General features: G+C 68.0%; 14 protein-coding genes. 8 read left to right on the forward strand and 6 right to left on the reverse strand.

Annotated elements, in window-relative coordinates; all coding sequences use genetic code 11:
- Positions 1–23 precede the first annotated feature (23 nt).
- From ACFCV3_RS09815 to ACFCV3_RS09830, 4 genes are all read right to left on the reverse strand, one after another.
- Positions 24–2066 carry a carbohydrate-binding protein gene (locus ACFCV3_RS09815; protein ID WP_376028145.1) on the reverse strand — a complete coding sequence of 681 codons (2043 nt, stop codon included), beginning with the start codon at positions 2064–2066 and terminating at the stop codon, positions 24–26.
- Between the two features lie 374 nt (positions 2067–2440).
- Positions 2441–2938, reverse strand: a complete 498-nt coding sequence (locus tag ACFCV3_RS09820; RefSeq protein WP_376028147.1) for an NUDIX domain-containing protein — start codon at positions 2936–2938, stop codon at positions 2441–2443.
- Positions 2939–3192: 254 nt separating this feature from the next.
- A complete protein-coding gene (locus ACFCV3_RS09825) occupies positions 3193–3558 on the reverse strand; it encodes a hypothetical protein (RefSeq protein WP_376028149.1) in 366 nt (121 codons plus the stop codon).
- Positions 3559–3729: 171 nt separating this feature from the next.
- The gene (locus ACFCV3_RS09830; RefSeq protein WP_376028151.1) at positions 3730–4527 is read right to left on the reverse strand and encodes an alpha/beta fold hydrolase; all 798 of its coding nucleotides are present in this window, start codon (positions 4525–4527) and stop codon (positions 3730–3732) included.
- 107 nt (positions 4528–4634) lie between these two features.
- Here ACFCV3_RS09830 and ACFCV3_RS09835 point away from each other — a divergent pair, with 107 nt between their 5' ends.
- Positions 4635–5300 carry a TetR/AcrR family transcriptional regulator gene (locus tag ACFCV3_RS09835; protein WP_376028152.1) on the forward strand — a complete coding sequence of 222 codons (666 nt, stop codon included), beginning with the start codon at positions 4635–4637 and terminating at the stop codon, positions 5298–5300.
- A 36-nt stretch (positions 5301–5336) separates the two neighbouring features.
- Here ACFCV3_RS09835 and ACFCV3_RS09840 read toward each other — a convergent pair whose 3' ends face one another.
- A complete protein-coding gene (locus ACFCV3_RS09840; RefSeq protein WP_376028155.1) occupies positions 5337–7058 on the reverse strand; it encodes a BCCT family transporter in 1722 nt (573 codons plus the stop codon).
- A 141-nt stretch (positions 7059–7199) separates the two neighbouring features.
- Here ACFCV3_RS09840 and ACFCV3_RS09845 point away from each other — a divergent pair, with 141 nt between their 5' ends.
- The 6 genes from ACFCV3_RS09845 (at position 7200) to ACFCV3_RS09870 (ending at position 14016) form a co-directional block, all read left to right on the forward strand.
- Complete coding sequence (locus ACFCV3_RS09845) at positions 7200–9848, forward strand: AAA family ATPase (RefSeq protein WP_376028157.1); 2649 nt, start codon at positions 7200–7202, stop codon at positions 9846–9848.
- Between the two features lie 46 nt (positions 9849–9894).
- A complete protein-coding gene (locus tag ACFCV3_RS09850; RefSeq protein ID WP_376028158.1) occupies positions 9895–10305 on the forward strand; it encodes a VOC family protein in 411 nt (136 codons plus the stop codon).
- A 22-nt stretch (positions 10306–10327) separates the two neighbouring features.
- The gene (locus tag ACFCV3_RS09855; protein ID WP_376028161.1) at positions 10328–10732 is read left to right on the forward strand and encodes a hypothetical protein; all 405 of its coding nucleotides are present in this window, start codon (positions 10328–10330) and stop codon (positions 10730–10732) included.
- A gap of 171 nt (positions 10733–10903) precedes the next feature.
- Positions 10904–12205: an MFS transporter gene (locus ACFCV3_RS09860; RefSeq protein ID WP_376028163.1), complete on the forward strand. Its 1302-nt coding sequence runs from the start codon at positions 10904–10906 to the stop codon at positions 12203–12205.
- 130 nt (positions 12206–12335) lie between these two features.
- Positions 12336–12956 (forward strand): class I SAM-dependent methyltransferase, encoded by a 621-nt coding sequence (locus ACFCV3_RS09865; RefSeq protein WP_376028166.1) that lies wholly within the window; start codon positions 12336–12338, stop codon positions 12954–12956.
- Positions 12957–13005: 49 nt separating this feature from the next.
- Positions 13006–14016 carry a hypothetical protein gene (locus ACFCV3_RS09870; RefSeq protein WP_376028168.1) on the forward strand — a complete coding sequence of 337 codons (1011 nt, stop codon included), beginning with the start codon at positions 13006–13008 and terminating at the stop codon, positions 14014–14016.
- A 44-nt stretch (positions 14017–14060) separates the two neighbouring features.
- Here ACFCV3_RS09870 and ACFCV3_RS09875 read toward each other — a convergent pair whose 3' ends face one another.
- Positions 14061–14687 (reverse strand): TetR/AcrR family transcriptional regulator, encoded by a 627-nt coding sequence (locus ACFCV3_RS09875; RefSeq protein ID WP_376028170.1) that lies wholly within the window; start codon positions 14685–14687, stop codon positions 14061–14063.
- Positions 14688–14784: 97 nt separating this feature from the next.
- Between ACFCV3_RS09875 and ACFCV3_RS09880 the strand changes: the two genes are divergently transcribed.
- Positions 14785–15993 (forward strand): lipase family protein, encoded by a 1209-nt coding sequence (locus tag ACFCV3_RS09880; RefSeq protein WP_376028171.1) that lies wholly within the window; start codon positions 14785–14787, stop codon positions 15991–15993.
- Positions 15994–15996: the final 3 nt, after the last annotated feature.

Below are 15996 nucleotides of genomic sequence, written 5' to 3' on the forward strand. Positions count from 1 at the left end.
CGCCGGCCCCTCCCCATCTCCGTCTATTCGGTGAGCTTCAGATAGTCGAGATTGAAGCCACCGCTCTCGCAGAAGACGGTGATGTTCTGGTCGCCGGCCGGCAGTGTCACCTGGGTGCTGATCGACTGGTACGTCGCCCAGCCGCCGGTGGCCGGTACCGAGACCTTCGTCAGTACGGCGCCGGCCGCGTCCCGGATGGAGATCGCGTCCGGTGCGGCCGCGCCGGTGCCGTTGGCGACCCGCAGTTCGAGGTTGTAGGTGGCGGCCTTGGTCAGGTCGACGCGGTACTGCAACCACTTCCCGGTGTCGGTCCAGCCGATGTTCTTCCCGCCGCTGGCCGATGGGTTCGACTCGACGAAGTTCGGGCCGCCATCCGTCCAGCCACTCTGCGCGACGTACGACTCCGCCTCGATGTTCTGGCCGACCGGCGTACCGTGCGGGCGCACGGTGACGTTGATCGTCACCTCGTCCTTGGCGGCGCCGTCGGTCACGCGGACCTTGACGGTCTGGGCACCTGCGACGGTCGGGCGGAGGGTGAGCAGACCGGTCTGCGCATCCAGGCTGACGCCGGCCGGAAGCTCGGTCGCGTAGTACGCGAGCTCGTCCCGATCCCGGTCCGTCGCCGCGAGCTGGACCTGGGTGGCGCCGTACTGGTCGGCGACCACATCCGGTACGTCGTTCAGCACGGGCGCGCGGTTGCCGTGCGGCGACGGGACCTCGCCGTGCCAGCGGTAGGTCGCGAACGATTTCGCGGGAACCGTTACGGTGAAGGTCTTTCCGGCCAGTGACACGCGCACCTGGCTGGACGTGGTGTTCGAGTTGCCGATGATCGCGACGAAGTTGTCACCGCGGTCCTTGAAGACCACGTTGCTGATCCCGTTGGTCGTCGTACTCGACTCGACGCGGGTGTGCTCCGGGCCGAGGTACTTGGCGAACTGGCCCATCGCGTAGAGCTCGTCCCGGACCGTGAAGGTGCGGGCGGTGGTGTCGACCTTGACCAGCCGGTTCGGCCACTTGGTGGTGCGGCCGACCTCGGCCCAGTCGATGTTGTTGTCGCGGGCCGGCGTCCAGTGCAGCGTGCCGCCGTCCTGATCGGTCGTCTGCGCCCACATCACGTACGACGAAACGTCCAGCCGGAAGTAGCTGAGGATCGTGTCCGGTGACAGGTTGCTGGTCTCGGTCATGTGCACCGGCTTGCCGGTCTGCTCGTAAGCGTCCCGCATCACGGTCGGGTCACCCCAGTACGGGTGGAACGCGATCGCGTCACTCGCCTTCTTCGTGGCCGGGTCGTCGAAGATCCGGTGGTAGTTCTTGGTCTCGGTGCTGTTCGGGTCGCGCCAGTCCCAGAAGTTGAAGTCGTGCACGTAGAGCTCGGTCCGCAGGCCGGCCCGCCGTACCTCCCGCTTGATCGCCACCGCGAGCTTCTGCTGCTGCTCGATGCTGATGTCCATCGCCGGGTACACGACGTCGATCCCGGGCTCGTTGAGCAGCGTGAGCGCGTCGACGTTGATGCCGTGCTTGGCGTAGGCCTGGATGAACTTCACGTAGTACCGCGCGAAGACGTCGATACAGTCGTCGCGCAGCTTGCCCACCTGGTAGTACGACGTACTGCCGGGCTTGAGTGCGACCTCACCGGTGAACCGGTTGTTGGTCTTCATCCAGGCCGGAGCACTCCACGCGGACGCGAAGAACGTCGCCTTCGGGTTGTAGCGCTGGATCAGCTTGACCGTGTCGACGATATGCGTGTCGAGGTCGCGCTTGATCGAGAAGTACTTGAGTCCGAAGTCCTCGGTCACGCCCGCCGGGAGTTCGTCGTACGACCAGAACGGCAGGTGCTCGATCAGGTCCGGGCTACCGATCGTCAGCCGGAACCGCTCGAACCCAGCCCCGCTCTTCGGGTCGACGAGCAGGCGGATCGCTCGCTCCCGCTCCGCTGGAGTGAGCTTCCACAGGTTCGAAACACTGGTCTCGTCGAGCGAGAACCCGACCCCGCTGTACTTCTGCCGCAACGTGCTCGGATCGACCACCACAGTCGCGTCCGGCGTCGTACCCCGATCGTTCCCCACAAAAGCCGAAGGCAACGGCTGCCACTGTTGCGCCGCCCCACTCGAGTAAGACCCAGTCACCACCGCCCCCCGCTCCGGCCGCCCAGCCTGAGCCGGAGCCCCCACAGTCAGCAGCCCCACCCCCAACCCCGCCACCGCAACAGCCACCCCAACACGTCGCCTCACAACTTCCTCCCACCATCCCGGCAAGCGCTTACTAGCCGCGAACCCTACGCGCCGGAATGCGCATGCACACCCCCTCCCCGGTTCCGGAACTTCCCCGCCAAAGGACACCGCCTCCGGCGGCGACACCCCTCCAGCGCCTCCGGCGCAACCGCCCCATGCAGTTCCAAGCGATGCATTCGGCGAGGAACTGCGGTTGGGGGCTTGTTGCTTTAGCGACCTGGTTGGGCGGACCGAGGTGCGCGGCCGGCCTCGAGATAGGCGGTCTGCGCCAACTCCCTGGCCGCGAACCCAGCTGCGACACGTGCGAACTGCTCAGCATCGAGCAGCCTCTCCGCCTCGGCAAGCGTGACGAACCTGAAGGAGCTCACCTCAGCCGGCTGGATCACGATCCGCTCGATATCGCCCGGTGCCAGAACGCCGCCGTCGAAGAGGAAGGCGACAATCTCGGTGAAGTCTCCGGTCTGAGGTACCCAGTCCACGGCAAGCAGCGCCCCGGGCTCCACGCTCAGACCGATCTCCTCGTAAACCTCACGCCGGGCCGCCAGACGGGGTGATTCATCCTTCTCGACCATCCCGCCAGGAAGGTCCCACGTCGACTTGTACGGAGCCTCCAGCACCAACAGCCGACCAGCTCGGTCAATGAACAGACAGTCGGCAGCGACCCGCTTCGTGGGCAACTTCGCGGTGAAATGAATCTGCTCCGACACCCCACCAGCCAACCACAGTCGAGCGGCAACCATCCGTCGGTAAGAACACGTAGTGGTGCCGCCGGAGGTGACCTGGCGACCGGCTGCAGGCGTGACCTAGTCCGGCGGACTCGACCACCACGTGTCGTTCCCGACCATCGCGCCCCGGCGGATCCTCCGACGGACAGGACGTATACGCCGGTCGCCGTGCCTGGGTGGGAGCGGTGAGCGTGGTGGTGTAGCCCAGTGGGGTTATACGTCCTGTCGTTGGGGGGCTATCGGTCGGTGGGGCCGTCGGGTGTGAGTGTCTTGGAGGCGGCTCCTGAGCGGGCGACGCCATCGACGGACAGGCAGATGCCGAACACGCGATCGTGGCTGGTCCAGCCGTTGACGCGGCCGCGGTTGTTGCTGATCTGGACCCGATCCCGGGACGGATCAACAGCGGACACCAGGTGCAGGTAGACCGTTCCCGCGACGCGGGCGAGGACGATGTCTCCGACCGCCAGTTCCGTCGGGTCGACCGGTGCAACGACCACCTCTTGCCGACTCCGTATCAGCGGAACCATCGAGGACCCGCTGGGCCGAAACGCCACGGTGGCGCCGCCGGCGACCCTGCCCGCCACTGCATCCAGCGCTCCCATCCGACGATCGTGGCAGATTCCCCGGCATCGCCGTACCGATTTGTTTCTCGTCGGGTTGGGCGGTCCTCGTCGGTAAGGACATGTGGTGGTGCCGCCGGAGGTGATCTGGCGCCCGGCTGCAGGCGTGACCTAGACCGGCGGACCCGACCACCACGTGTCGTTCCCGACGATCTAGACGTCCTGTCGTTGGGGGGATCGGGTGGCTTGGAGGAAGGTGGTGATGGCGTGGGTGGAGAGGTGGGTTTGGTCGGTGAAGATTCGGTGGCCGGCGTTGGGGATTACTACTAGGTCGGCGTTGGGGATGGCGGCGGCGAGGGTTTCGCCGGCTGAGAGGGGGACCAGGCGGTCTTCGCGGCCGTGCAGGACGAGGGTGGGGAGGGTTAGCTGGTGGAGGTCGGTGTGGCGGTCCCAAGGGGTGGCGGCCAGGAGTTGGCTGCGCATGCCTTCGGGGGTGGTGGGGAGGGTGTCGCCGATCTCGTCGTCGCGGGCTCGCTCGGTGGCGGGGGTCTGGTCGACGTACAGGATCGGGGCCAGTGCCTGGCTGCGTTCGGCCGGGGGTAGGCCTGCGATCTGTTTGAGGGTGGTGGCGACTGCGGAGGCCGCGACGGTCAGGTGCGGGACGCCGGAGTGGGTGCTGACCAGGATCAGGGAGGCTGCGCGGTCGGGGTAGCTGAGGGCGAGCTCCTGGGCGATCAGGCCGCCCATGCTAAGGCCGAGGACGTGCGCCCGGTCGACGTCGGCTGCATCGAGGACGGCGACTGCGTCGGTCGCCATCGTGGCGAGGTCGAACGGTTCCGGGGAGGACCCGGTACGCCCCACACCGCGGTTGTCGAACGTGATCACCCGGTAGCCGTGCAGCCCCGGGAGCAAACGGAACCATGACGTTGATGCTGACCCCAATCCATTGATCAGGAGCACCGGCTCGCCTGCGCCGGTGCTCTCCCACCAGATCCCTGCAGTAGTGCGCATCCAACCCCTCCAGTGGAACGCTTGTTACATTACTCTGAGCATCCACGAAGCTGGTGTCAAGCGCAAATTCTGATAACTTATGGATCGATCGTTCTAAGGAAGGTGAGATGCCCGAACTGCTGCCGCCCCAGCTCGCGGCGGACGGCGCCAAGGGCCGGCTGCTGGCGGCGGCGGTCGAGCTGTTCGCCGCCCGGGGGTATCACGGCGTCTCGGTCCGCGACCTGACCGCGCATCTCGGTGTGCAGCCGAGCTCGCTGTACGCGAAGTACGCGTCGAAGGCCGAGCTGTTCAGCGAGCTGGTGTTCCTCGCCAACGAAGAGATCCGGGACCGGATGCGCGCCGGGCTGCTGGAGGCCGGGCCGGATCCTGCGGACCAGTTGGCCGCCCTCACCCATGCGAACGTCGAGTTCCACACGACGTACCCGCTGTTCGCGACCATCGCGCACAACGACTTCGCCATGCTCACCGAGTCCGCGCTGCGCCGCGTCGCCGCCAGCCGCAAGGAGGCGATCGACCTGATGCGGGCCGTCATCGACCGCGGCAACGACCTCGGCGCGTTCGACTGCGCCGACCCCTGGACCGCGATCGCCGCCATCGCCGGCTTCGGCATCCGGCTCGCGGTCTGGTACCGCCCGCCGGGCCACACCACCGACGCGACCGCCGGGTTCGCGGCCGAGGTCCAGACCTGGATGGGCCCCGATCGCACGATCGAGGATCTCAAGACCACCTACGCGACGTACTCGCTCAGAATCGTCGGGTGGCGTGGCGAATAGCCCAGTACGGCGGCGCCGTCGCACTGGGCTACCCGGTCAGTCCTTCGTGACCGGGTCCTCCCCGTTGCCGGTGACGACCAGCGAGAAGTCGTCGCCGTGGGTGGTGACGCCTTCGATGACGGCTGCCTCCATGGCCTCGGTCCCCATGGCCTTGCGGAGCATGAGGGGATCGGTGCGGAGGTCCTTGGCGAGCGCGACGGCCAGGCCGACCATCACGAGAGCGAACGGGAGGGCAGCGACGATGGTGAGATTCTGTAGTCCCTGCAGGGCTTTCGCGCCACCTCCACCGACCAGCAGCATCACCGCGGCGACCGCGCCGGTGAGCACACCCCAGAACACGACGACCGACTTGCTCGGGTTGATTGCTCCCCGCTGCGACAGCGTGCCCATCACAATGGAGGCCGCGTCCGCGCCGGAGACGAAGAAGATCGCCACCAGTACGACGACCAGGATCGTGGTCAGCGACGCCAGCGGGAAGTGCTCGAGGAGACCGAACAGCTGACCCTCGGTGGTGGACTGGCCGGCGATGTCGACGCCGTGCCGCTGGGTGTCGATCGCGGCGCCGCCGAAGACGCAGAACCAGACCAGGCTGACCAGAGACGGCACCAGCAGTACGCCGGTGACGAACTGCCGGATCGTCCGCCCGCGGCTGATCCGCGCGATGAACATGCCGACGAACGGCGTCCAGGAGATCCACCACGCCCAGTAGAAGACCGTCCAGCTGGACAGCCAGGTGGCCATCGTGTCGCCGCCGCTGGCCTCGGTCCGGGCCGCCATTTCGGCGATGTCCCGCAGGTAGTCGCCGATCGCGGTCGGTACCAGGTTGAGGATCAGGACGGTCGGCCCGACCACGAAGACGAAGGCGGCCAGCACGATCGCCAGCACCATGTTGATGTTCGACAGCCATTGGATGCCCTTGGCAACACCGGACACGGCCGACGCGACGAAGGCAGCGGTCAGTACGGCGATCACTCCGACCAGTACGGCGTTCCCGGTCTTGTCCAGCCAGCCGAGGATCTGCACGCCGGAGCCGATCTGCAGCGCACCGAGCCCCAGCGATGCCGCCGAACCGAACAGTGTCGCGAAGATCGCCAGACTGTCGATGACCTTGCCGATCGGACCCTCGGTCCGCTTGCCGAGCAGCGGCGCGAAGGCCGAGCTGATCAACTGCGGGCGTCCGCGCCGAAAGGTGCCATAGGCAATCGCGATACCGACGACGGCGTAGATCGCCCACGGGTGCAGCGTCCAGTGGAACAGCGTCGTCGCCATCGCCGTCTGCAACGCCGCGTCCGTCCCGCCTTCGACGGTGCCCGGCGGCGGTGTCATGAAGTGCGACAGCGGTTCGCTCACACCGTAGAACATCAGCCCGATCCCCATCCCGGCGCTGAACATCATCGCCACCCAGGACACGGTCTTGAACTCGGGCTCCTCGTCGTCCGCGCCGAGCGGGATCCGCCCGTAGCGGCCGCCGGCCAGCCACAACACGTACACGACGAACCCGGAGGCCAGCAGTACGAACAGCCAGCCGGTGTTCGTCTCGACCCAGGTCAGGGCCGAGGTGGACGCCGTACCGAGGCTGGTCGCACTGGCGAATCCCCAGGCCACGAAGGCCAGTGCGATGCCGGCGGTGACGCCGAACACGATCCGATCGAGCCCGGAGCCCGTACTTCGGCTGCCGGGCGGTGGTGGTGTCGCGAGCGCGGGATGCTCGGTTGCGTGGTCAGGGGTTGCTTGCTGGCTGTCGAAATCGATCGCCACAGCTGAATCACGCCTCGCTTCGGCGCGCCTCCACTTTTCACTAGGAACGGGTCGGGGTTTACCTTTTGACCATTCCGGAGATCGTGGCAAAACGCAACTATCGTGGTCCCGGCCACACCGGCGGTCGGCTAGGTTGGGCCCGTGGCGGAGCACGAACTGCGGGGCCGGGAGCGCGAGATCGCCGTACTGCAAGGCCTGGTCGATGCCGCGCGGACCGGGCGGAGCGACGTACTGGTTCTCCGGGGTGAGGCCGGCGTCGGCAAGTCGGCATTGCTCGATGCACTGGCCGCGAAGGCTACCGGCTGTCAGGTGATACGGGCCGATGGCATCGAGTCCGAGATGGAGCTGGCGTACTCCGGTCTGCATCAGGTGTGCCAGCCGTTCCTGGACCGGATCGGACGGTTGCCGGAACCGCAGTACGCAGCACTTGGTACGGCGTTCGGTCTGCTCAGCGGACCGCCGCCCGCGAAGTTCCTGATCGGTCTCGCGGTGCTGAACCTACTGGCTGACGCGGCGGTCGAGCGGCCGGTCGTGTGTGTGGTCGACGACGCACAGTGGATCGATCTGATGTCGGCCCGGGTGCTCGCGTTCGTGGCGCGCCGGCTGGAGGCGGAGTCGGTCGTGATGGTCGTCTCGGTGCGGGAGGGCACTGAGCACGCGTTCGACGGGTTGCCTGAGCTGGAGGTTCGCGGGCTGGGGGAGGACGATGCGCGGGCGCTGCTCGGTTCGGTGCTGCCGGGGCCGCTCGATCCGCGGGTCCGCGACCGGATCGTGGCCGAGACGCGCGGGAATCCGCTCGCGCTGATCGAGCTCCCGCACGCATGGACTGTCGCCGAGCTCGCCGACGGGCTGGGTGCGGGCCCGTTGACCCGCCGGATCGAGGACAGCTTTGTACGACGCCTCGACGTCCTGCCGGCCGATACCCGGCTGCTCCTGCTGGCTGCGGCTGCGGAACCGCTCGGTGATGCGACCCTGCTGTGGCGCGCGGCTGAGCGGCTCGGGTTGGGTGACGGTCCGGCGGCCGGTGCGCTGGAGTCGGGGCTGATCGCTATCGGTCAGCACGTGCGGTTCCGGCATCCGTTGGTGCGGTCGACGGTGTATCGGATGGCTTCACCACAGGATCGGCAGCTGGTTCATCGGGTGCTCGCGGAGGTGACTGATGCCCAGAGTGAGCCGGATCGGCGCGCCTGGCATCGGGCGCAGGCGACGGCGTTACCGGACGAGGAGGTCGCGGCCGAGTTGGAGCAGTCGGCCCAGCGGGCGCAGTCGCGGGGTGGATTCTTCGCCGCCGCGGCGCTGCTGGAGCGGGCGGTGGAGCTGACGCCGGAGCCGGGTCCGCGGGCTCGGCGCGCGGTGGCGGCGGCGATCGCGAAGTGGCGGTCCGGGGCGCTGGATTCGGCGCTGGCGTTGCTCGGTGGTGCGGCCGCTGGTCCGCTTGATGCGGCAGCGGCGGCGGCGGTCGACTGGTTGCGCGGGGAGATCGCGTTCGATCAGGGCCGGACCCTGGAGGCGGCTCGGATGTTGCTCGACGCGGCCGGGCGGCTCGACGGGGATCGGGCTCAGGACGCTTATCTGGAAGCGATTTCGGCGGCGATCTGGGCGAGTGGGCCGGATACGCGTGCGGTGGTCGCGGCGGCCGCCGTACAGGTTGTTGCTTCGGATCGGCCGGCGGATTTGTTGCTGCAGGCACTCGCCCAGCGGGTGACGCGGGGGTATGCGGCCGCGGCGCCGCAGCTCGTGACGGCGCTGGCGCAGGCGCGGGACGCCGAGATCGGCGGCCGGTTGTGGCTGGCCGGCGGGATGGTCGCCCTGGAGCTGGCGGACCTCGAGAGTGGGCTGGCGATGGCGGCCCGGCAGGACGCGATCGCGCGTCGTACGGGTGCGTTGGTGCAGTTGCAGAGCGCGCTCGACTTCCGGGCCGGGCTGACGTGTCTGACCGGCGACCTGGCCGCGGCCGGCCGGATGGTCGACGAGGATCGGCAGATCGCCGAGCTGACCGGGAGCCGGCGTGGTTCGGCTGGGCGGATGGTGCTCGAGGCGTACCGGGGGAACGAGCGGCCGGCGCGAGAGTTGATCGCTGAGTTGCAGACTGGCGGCGGGCGGTTGGCCGCGTTCGCGACATACGCATCTGCCTTGCTACACAACGGTTTCGGGCGGTATGACGTTGCCCGGGATGCCGCGCTGGAGGTGTTCGAGCAGGACATCGTCGGGTACGGCGTACTGGTGGCCGGCGAGCTTGTCGAGGCTGCCTCGCGCACCGGCGACACCAAGCTCGTGGAGACCGCGCTGAGCTGGCTCAACGAGCGAGCGGCGACCGATTGGGGGCACGGTCTGGCAGCTCGGGCGTCGGCGCTGCTCAACGCCGATGAGGACGCCTACCTCCAGTCGCTCGACTACCTCGAGCGGACGCCGGTCCGGGTCGAGGTCGCGCGCGGCCGCCTCCTGTACGGCGAATGGTTGCGGCGGGAAGGGCGTCGCGTGGACGCCCGTGAGCAACTGCGGACCGCGCATGACCTGCTGACCGAGATGGGGCTGCAGGCCTTCGCGGATCGGGCTCGGCACGAACTGCTCGCGACTGGCGAGACTGTTCGCAAACGGACCCCCGAGACCCGGACGGACCTGACCGCCCAGGAGAGCCAGATCGCCGCCCTCGCCCGCGACGGTCTCACCAATCCCGAGATCGCCGCCCAGCTCTTCATCAGCCCCCGCACCGTCGAATGGCACCTGCGCAAGACCTTCGCCAAACTCGGCATCACCTCCCGCCGGCAACTGCGGACCGCGTTCCAGTGATTCTCCCTGGTGCGAACACCCCGCCGTACCCGTGATCTTGGTGTCCATGAGCACCTTTGAACAGCGCATCGAGGCCCTGATCATCCCGGTCACCGACGTTGACGCTTCGCGCGACTTCTACGTAAGCCTGGGCTGGCGCCTCGACGTCACCCCGCCCGGCGTGGTCCAGCTGACCCCGCCCGGCTCGGCCACCTCGGTCCAGTTCGGCGCCGGCATCACCCCCGCCGCCCCCGGATCGTCCACCGCCTACCTGGTCGTCGAGGACATCGTCACCGCCCGCGAGGCCCTGGTCGCCGCCGGCGCCCCGGTCACCGACTACTTCCACCGCACCGCCGAAGGATTCACCCCCGGCCTGGACCCAGAACGCCGTACCTACAGCACCCGAGCCACCTTCACCGACCCCGACAACAACACCTGGATCCTCCAGGAAATCACCACCCGCCTCCCCGGCCGCTAGGAGTTTTTCCTGGACAAACCGGGTGCGGAACGCGGAGCCTGGTGGGGTGCTCAGCGGCGAGGTCGAGGTCGGTACGACGTATCTGGTCGAGGTCCCGCATGTGCTGGAAGGGGATCAGCGGCTGACGTTCGGTGCGCTGCGCGGGGCGACCTTTCCGCTGACAGTGACGGGGCTGGAAGAGTCGGCGGCCGAGGGGGTGCGGTCGGTGCTGAGTCCGACGACGGCGGTCACGTTGACGGCTGAGCAGTGCCTCGAGCTCGGGTTGCCGGAGGGGGAGTACGAGATCATCGGGAACCTGCGGACCGCGGACGGTACGCCGATCGTGCTGCCGCGGGTGCAGACGTTGACAGTGCCGGTCGAGTGGCTGGTGCCGTTCACCGATGAGCGTTCGCACGGGCACTGGGACGCCACCGGCTCACTCTGGTAAACCGCGTGCCGCAGGGACCGTCCCGTTGCTACCCTCGGCCCGTGCCCAAGACAGACACGGTGCGCCGTCGCTAAGAGCGGCGGCGCATAACACCCAGAGCCGTCGCTCCTGGCTTCCCGTCAGGAGCGCCCCCTGTGGCGCTCGGAATCTGCTGACTCCGGAGCGCATACCGTGTTTCATCTGTCTGTTCGTCACCGTCGGCGCGTACTCGTCGCCGACCTCATCTCCACCGCGGTCTTCCCCCTCGCCATCACCGGCTCGACCGCCGTCGTCCCCGCGGCGACCGCGGACCTGTCGGGGCCCGACGCCCTCGGCCCATGGATCGTTGTCGGCTACAACGGTCTGTTCGCTGCTGCGCTCTTACTGGCCGGCGTTCTCGCCGACCGCACCTCGCGCACGAAATTCTTTGCTCTAGGCAACATCGTGGTCGCGGTGGCCGGCGTACTCTCCGCGCTGGCACCCGACCTCGGCACCCTGGTCGCCCTCCGCGTGCTGGCCGGCGTCGGCGCGGCCATGTGTGCGGCCGGTGGCTCGGCGATGGTGCTGGCCGTCTACCCACCTGAGGATCGGCATCGCGTCTACGGGTACGTCGGCGCCGTACTAGGCACAAGTCTCGCCCTCGGTCCGTTCGCCGCTCAAGGCCTGATGGCGGTGGGCGGCTGGCCGATGGTGTTCGTCGTACCAGCGGCCGTCGCGGGGATCGCCGTCCTGACCTCTATCGGCCTACCGAGCCTCCGCACCAAGGACCTGCCGAAGGAGTTCGACCTGGCCGGTGCGGTCATCTTCGGACTGACCATCGCGGCCGCGGTGACCGCCTTCGGATTCGCCCTGCCCGTCTGGGCGACGATCGGGCTGCTGCTCATCACGGCCGGTGGATTCGCGTGGCTGGTCCGGGTGGAACGCCGTACGGCGGATCCCGCGATCCCGCTCGACCTGCTGCGCATCCCGACGTACCGGGCCTATGCCTTGGGGACCGGTGCGTTCATGGGGATCCTGGTTGTCGGCCTGACCGCCCTGCCACAGCTCGGCGCGCACTTGGGTGCCGGCCAGGTAGGCCTCCTGCTCAGTCTGCTCACGATCCCCTCGACCCTCCTTCCAATACTCGCTGCCCGCATCGCCCGCCGCTGGGCGGCACCCCTGGTCACGCTTGCCCTCATCATCTGCGCAGGTACCGCCTTCGCCCTCCAACTCACCAAATCCCCGCTGGCCCTTTTCGCAGGCGCCGCCATCCTCGGCATCTGCCTGGGCCTCACCGAAGGCGTCCCCGATGGCCAAGCCCTGAAACACGTCCCCTACCACCGCGGCGGCGCCGGAGCCGCCCTCTTCAGCACCACCCGCATGACCGTCGAAACCCTCACCCTCGCCGCCGCCACCGGCGCAGCCACCCTCCTCACCCCCGCCGCGGCCCTCATCGTCCCCGGCGCAGTCTGCCTGGCCGCCGCCGCAACCCTCCACCACGCCCGCCCCCGCTGACCACCGCACGAACAACACCGACGGATATCCGTCCGTGTTGCCCCTTATCAGGCCGTATACGAGGGGAGAAGGGGCAACAGCAGCGGATATCCGGTCGCGTGGTCGGGGTGGGGTGTTTAGCCTCGGGCGCATGGACAACGAGGAGGCCAAGGCGCTGGTACGGCGGGGCTATGACGAACTGTCGGCCCGGTACGACGAGGCGTACGGCAGCGAGACGAAGTACGGCGACTGGTTGCAGGCACTCCTGACCCAACTCCCGGTCCGCGCCCAGGTCCTCGACCTCGGGTGCGGATCCGGGGTGCCGGTGGCGAAGGTGCTGGCCGAGGCGGGGCATCTGGTGACCGGGGTCGACATCAGCGAGGTGCAGGTTGCGCGCGCCCGCGAGCGGGTGCCGGCGGCGACGTTCCTGCAGGCTGACGCGACCACCCTCGACCTGGCGGCGGACTCTTTCGACGCCATCGTGTCGTTCTACGCGCTCATCCACATCCCGGTGGACGAGCAGGAGGCGCTTCTCCAGCGGATCGGCACCTGGCTGCGTCCGGGCGGCAGCTTCGTGGCGACGATCGGCTCCGGCGCGTGGACCGGGTCGGAGGAGAACTGGCTGGGTGGCGACGTACCCATGTGGTGGAGTCAGGCGGACACCGCGACCACCCGCACGTGGATCGAGAACGCCGGCCTCGCGATCGATCGCCAGGAGTTCGTGGCCGAGGGGACGAGCGGGCACACTCTGATCTGGGCACGGCGGCCCTGACCTCGCTAGCCTGAGGGCCTTGAACAACTGACTGCGAGGGGTACCGCCCATGCCCAGAGCTCTTGCTGTTCTGCTTGTCATCACACTTGCCACGCTGAGTGCCGGTTCGGCTGCTGCGACGACCACCGCCGCGTCCGATCCGGCGCGAGCGGAGTTGCGCGGGATCGTGGAGAACGTTTCCGGCGCTACCGGGAAGCGCTACAACACCAAGGACGACGCCGGTCATGTGATGGACACGGTGAAGATCATCCAGGACTCGACCGGCGGCTACCTGGCCGTCTCGCACCATCTGGCCGCCGACGGACGCTTCCGGGTGAACCTGGCGACGTCGACCGATCTGCTCAACTGGCACTGGGTGCGTGAGCTCGCCGGGAGCAACACCGGCCCTGCTTCCCAGCCGACGATCGCGCAGGCGTCGAACGGTGGTTTCGTACTCGCCTGGGAGCAGGAGCAGCCGGGCGGTGGCAACAACCACCTCGCCTTCCGGTACTTCGCCAACCGCGCGGATCTCCTGGCCGGCAAGGTGAATCGCTCCTTCGACTCCCCGCGCCGGCTGTCGTCCTGCGCGGAGGGTACGCCGAACATCTACAGCATCACGCTGGCACCCGATATCGACCACTCGACGATCGACATCGGCGGCCACTACTGGTGGAACTGCGACCGCGACCGCCAGCAACGCGGCACCCTGAAGAACTTCAACTCCTGGACCACCGCAGCCCAGCCGAACTTCGACAACGCCTTGCTGCACTGGGGTGTCGGCGGCAACATCGGCGACCGCGACCAGACCACCTTCCGCGGCTACACCTTCGGCCTGATCGAAGGCCAGTACACCAAGGGCGACTTCGGCTCCTGGCGCACCTTCGTCCACGACTACCAGACCGGCAACGCCGACCGCACCACGATCCGCACCAACGCCGGCAGCACAGCCTTCGCCAACCCCACCATCACCGCCCTCAAAGCCCCCAACGGCCAGAACGCCTTCGTCATCACCCTCTTCATCCCCAGCGAAGGTGCCGCCCCCGGCGAATCCGGCCAACTGATCTACTACCAGACCTACTAGCCAGAATCATTGCCGACTGGTGATCCAGTCGGGGTCACCCTGCGTCAGACCTGGCGGGTGATTGAGGTCAGGATGAGGGCTTTGGCTTCGGCGGCTATTTCGGGGGTGGGATAGCGGGCGGCGTGGTTCTGCCATTCGCGGAGTAGGCCGGTGATGGCGCCGACGATCATGATGGCGGTCAGGCGGAAGTCTCGGTGTGGGGCGTGGCCGGCTGCTGCGGCCTGGTCGGCCTCGCGTTCGATCAGGGTGCTCCAGCGGCCGACCCATTCCACGTGGAGGGCTTCGACGGCGGGGCTGACGCCTACGGCTTCGACGTAGTTCAGGCGGGCGAGTCGTGGGTCTGAGGTGACGGCGGCCAGGTAGACGTCGATGAGGACATCGATCCGCTCGGCCGGATCGGTGGTTTCCAGGGTGGTCAGCATCTGGCTGACGTGGTCGTAGGCGAGCCGGTTGGTGCGGGCGTACAGCTCGAGCAGCAGCGCTTCCTTGGTCTCGAACTCCTGGTAGAAACCACGGTTCGACATCCCGGCCGCCGCGCACAACTCGGTGATCTTGGTCTGCTGATAACCGGTCGACGTGAACAGTTCGACCCCAGCCGCCAGGAGCCGCTCCCGGCGTTCCTCCCGGCGCCGAGCCAACGGCACGCCGCCATAGCTGCGCTCAGCAGACAACCGAACCTCCAGAGATCCAGGGGATTGTCACAGCCTATCCCGGCCCCTATATTCGGGTAATCCTCGTTACCACTATCCCGCCCCGGAGGTAACCATCGTGATCCGCAGACTCGTCACCGGACTCGCCGTCGCCGGCCTGTCCTGTGCGGTCGTCGTGCCCGCCTCGGCCGACGACCGCCCACCGACCCCGCAGAACGACCCCTTCTACACGGCACCGGACCCGCTCCCGACCGGGAAGGCAGGCGATGTCCTCAAGACCCGGAAGGTCGATCTGTACGTCGACATCCTCCGGCTCTTCCCCGTCCCGACCCGCGCGGACCAGGTCCTGTACCGCTCCACCTCGGCCACCGGTACGCCGAACGCCGTATCCGGCACCGTCATCACCCCGCTCACGGCCTGGCCGGGCCCGGGGAAACGCCCGGTCGTGGCGTACGCCATGGGCACGCAAGGCCTCGGCGATCAGTGCGCACCGTCGTACCAGATCCGGACCGGTACCGAGGTCGAGGTCGCGTTCATCGCGCAGGCGATCACCAAGGGCTGGGCGGTCGCGCTGACCGACTACGAAGGACTGGGTACGCCGGGAACGCACACCTACGCGACCGCGAAGTCCGAGGGCCGTGCGCTCCTGGATGTCGCCCGCGCGGCCACGCGCCTCCCTGCCGCAGGGCTGGATCCGGCCGCACCGATCGGCGTCTTCGGCTACTCCCAAGGCGGCCAGGCGGCAGCCGCGGCGGCCGAGCAGGCGGCGTCGTACGCACCGGAGCTCAAAGTCGTCGGTACGGCGACCGGCGGGGTGCCCGCCGACCTCGGCCTGGTTGCCGCGAGCAACGATGGTGGCATCGGATTCGGCCTGGTGGCCGCTGCCGCGATCGGCCTCGCGTCGGCGTACCCGGAGGTTCCGCTGGACAGCGTGCTCACGACACAAGGCAAGGAGCTGTTCGCGAAGATCAAGCAGGCTTGTGTCGCCGAGATCGCGTTACTCGCGCCGGGCCGCAGGCTCAACGACTTCACCACGACTCCCAACGTGATCAAGGATCCGCGCTGGCAGAAGCGTCTCAACGAGAACCTGCTCGGCAACGTCAAACCGTCCGCGCCGGTCTACCTCTACCACGGCACAGCCGACGAGCTGATCCCCTACCAGGGCGCCCTGCAGTTGAAGGACCGCTACTGCGCAGCCGGCGCCACTCTCGAATGGCACGTGATCCCACTCGGCGGTCACGTCGCCACAGTCTCCCTCTGGGGAACGAACGCCCTGAACTGGCTGGGCGCCCGCTTCCAGAACCGCCCCGCAAGAACCTCCTGCTAACGA

The sequence above is a fragment of the Kribbella sp. NPDC056345 genome (assembly GCF_042262745.1).
GTDB lineage: Bacteria > Actinomycetota > Actinomycetes > Propionibacteriales > Kribbellaceae > Kribbella.

Bases quoted from the DNA above. Each gene is read 5' to 3' on its own strand.
- ACFCV3_RS09825 (WP_376028149.1), bottom strand. From the start codon at position 3,558: ATGGGAGCGCTGGATGCAGTGGCGGGCAGGGTCGCCGGCGGCGCCACC.
- ACFCV3_RS09830 (WP_376028151.1), bottom strand. From the start codon at position 4,527: ATGCGCACTACTGCAGGGATCTGGTGGGAGAGCACCGGCGCAGGCGAG.
- ACFCV3_RS09835 (WP_376028152.1), top strand. From the start codon at position 4,635: ATGCCCGAACTGCTGCCGCCCCAGCTCGCGGCGGACGGCGCCAAGGGC.
- ACFCV3_RS09850 (WP_376028158.1), top strand. From the start codon at position 9,895: ATGAGCACCTTTGAACAGCGCATCGAGGCCCTGATCATCCCGGTCACC.
- ACFCV3_RS09865 (WP_376028166.1), top strand. From the start codon at position 12,336: ATGGACAACGAGGAGGCCAAGGCGCTGGTACGGCGGGGCTATGACGAA.
- ACFCV3_RS09870 (WP_376028168.1), top strand. From the start codon at position 13,006: ATGCCCAGAGCTCTTGCTGTTCTGCTTGTCATCACACTTGCCACGCTG.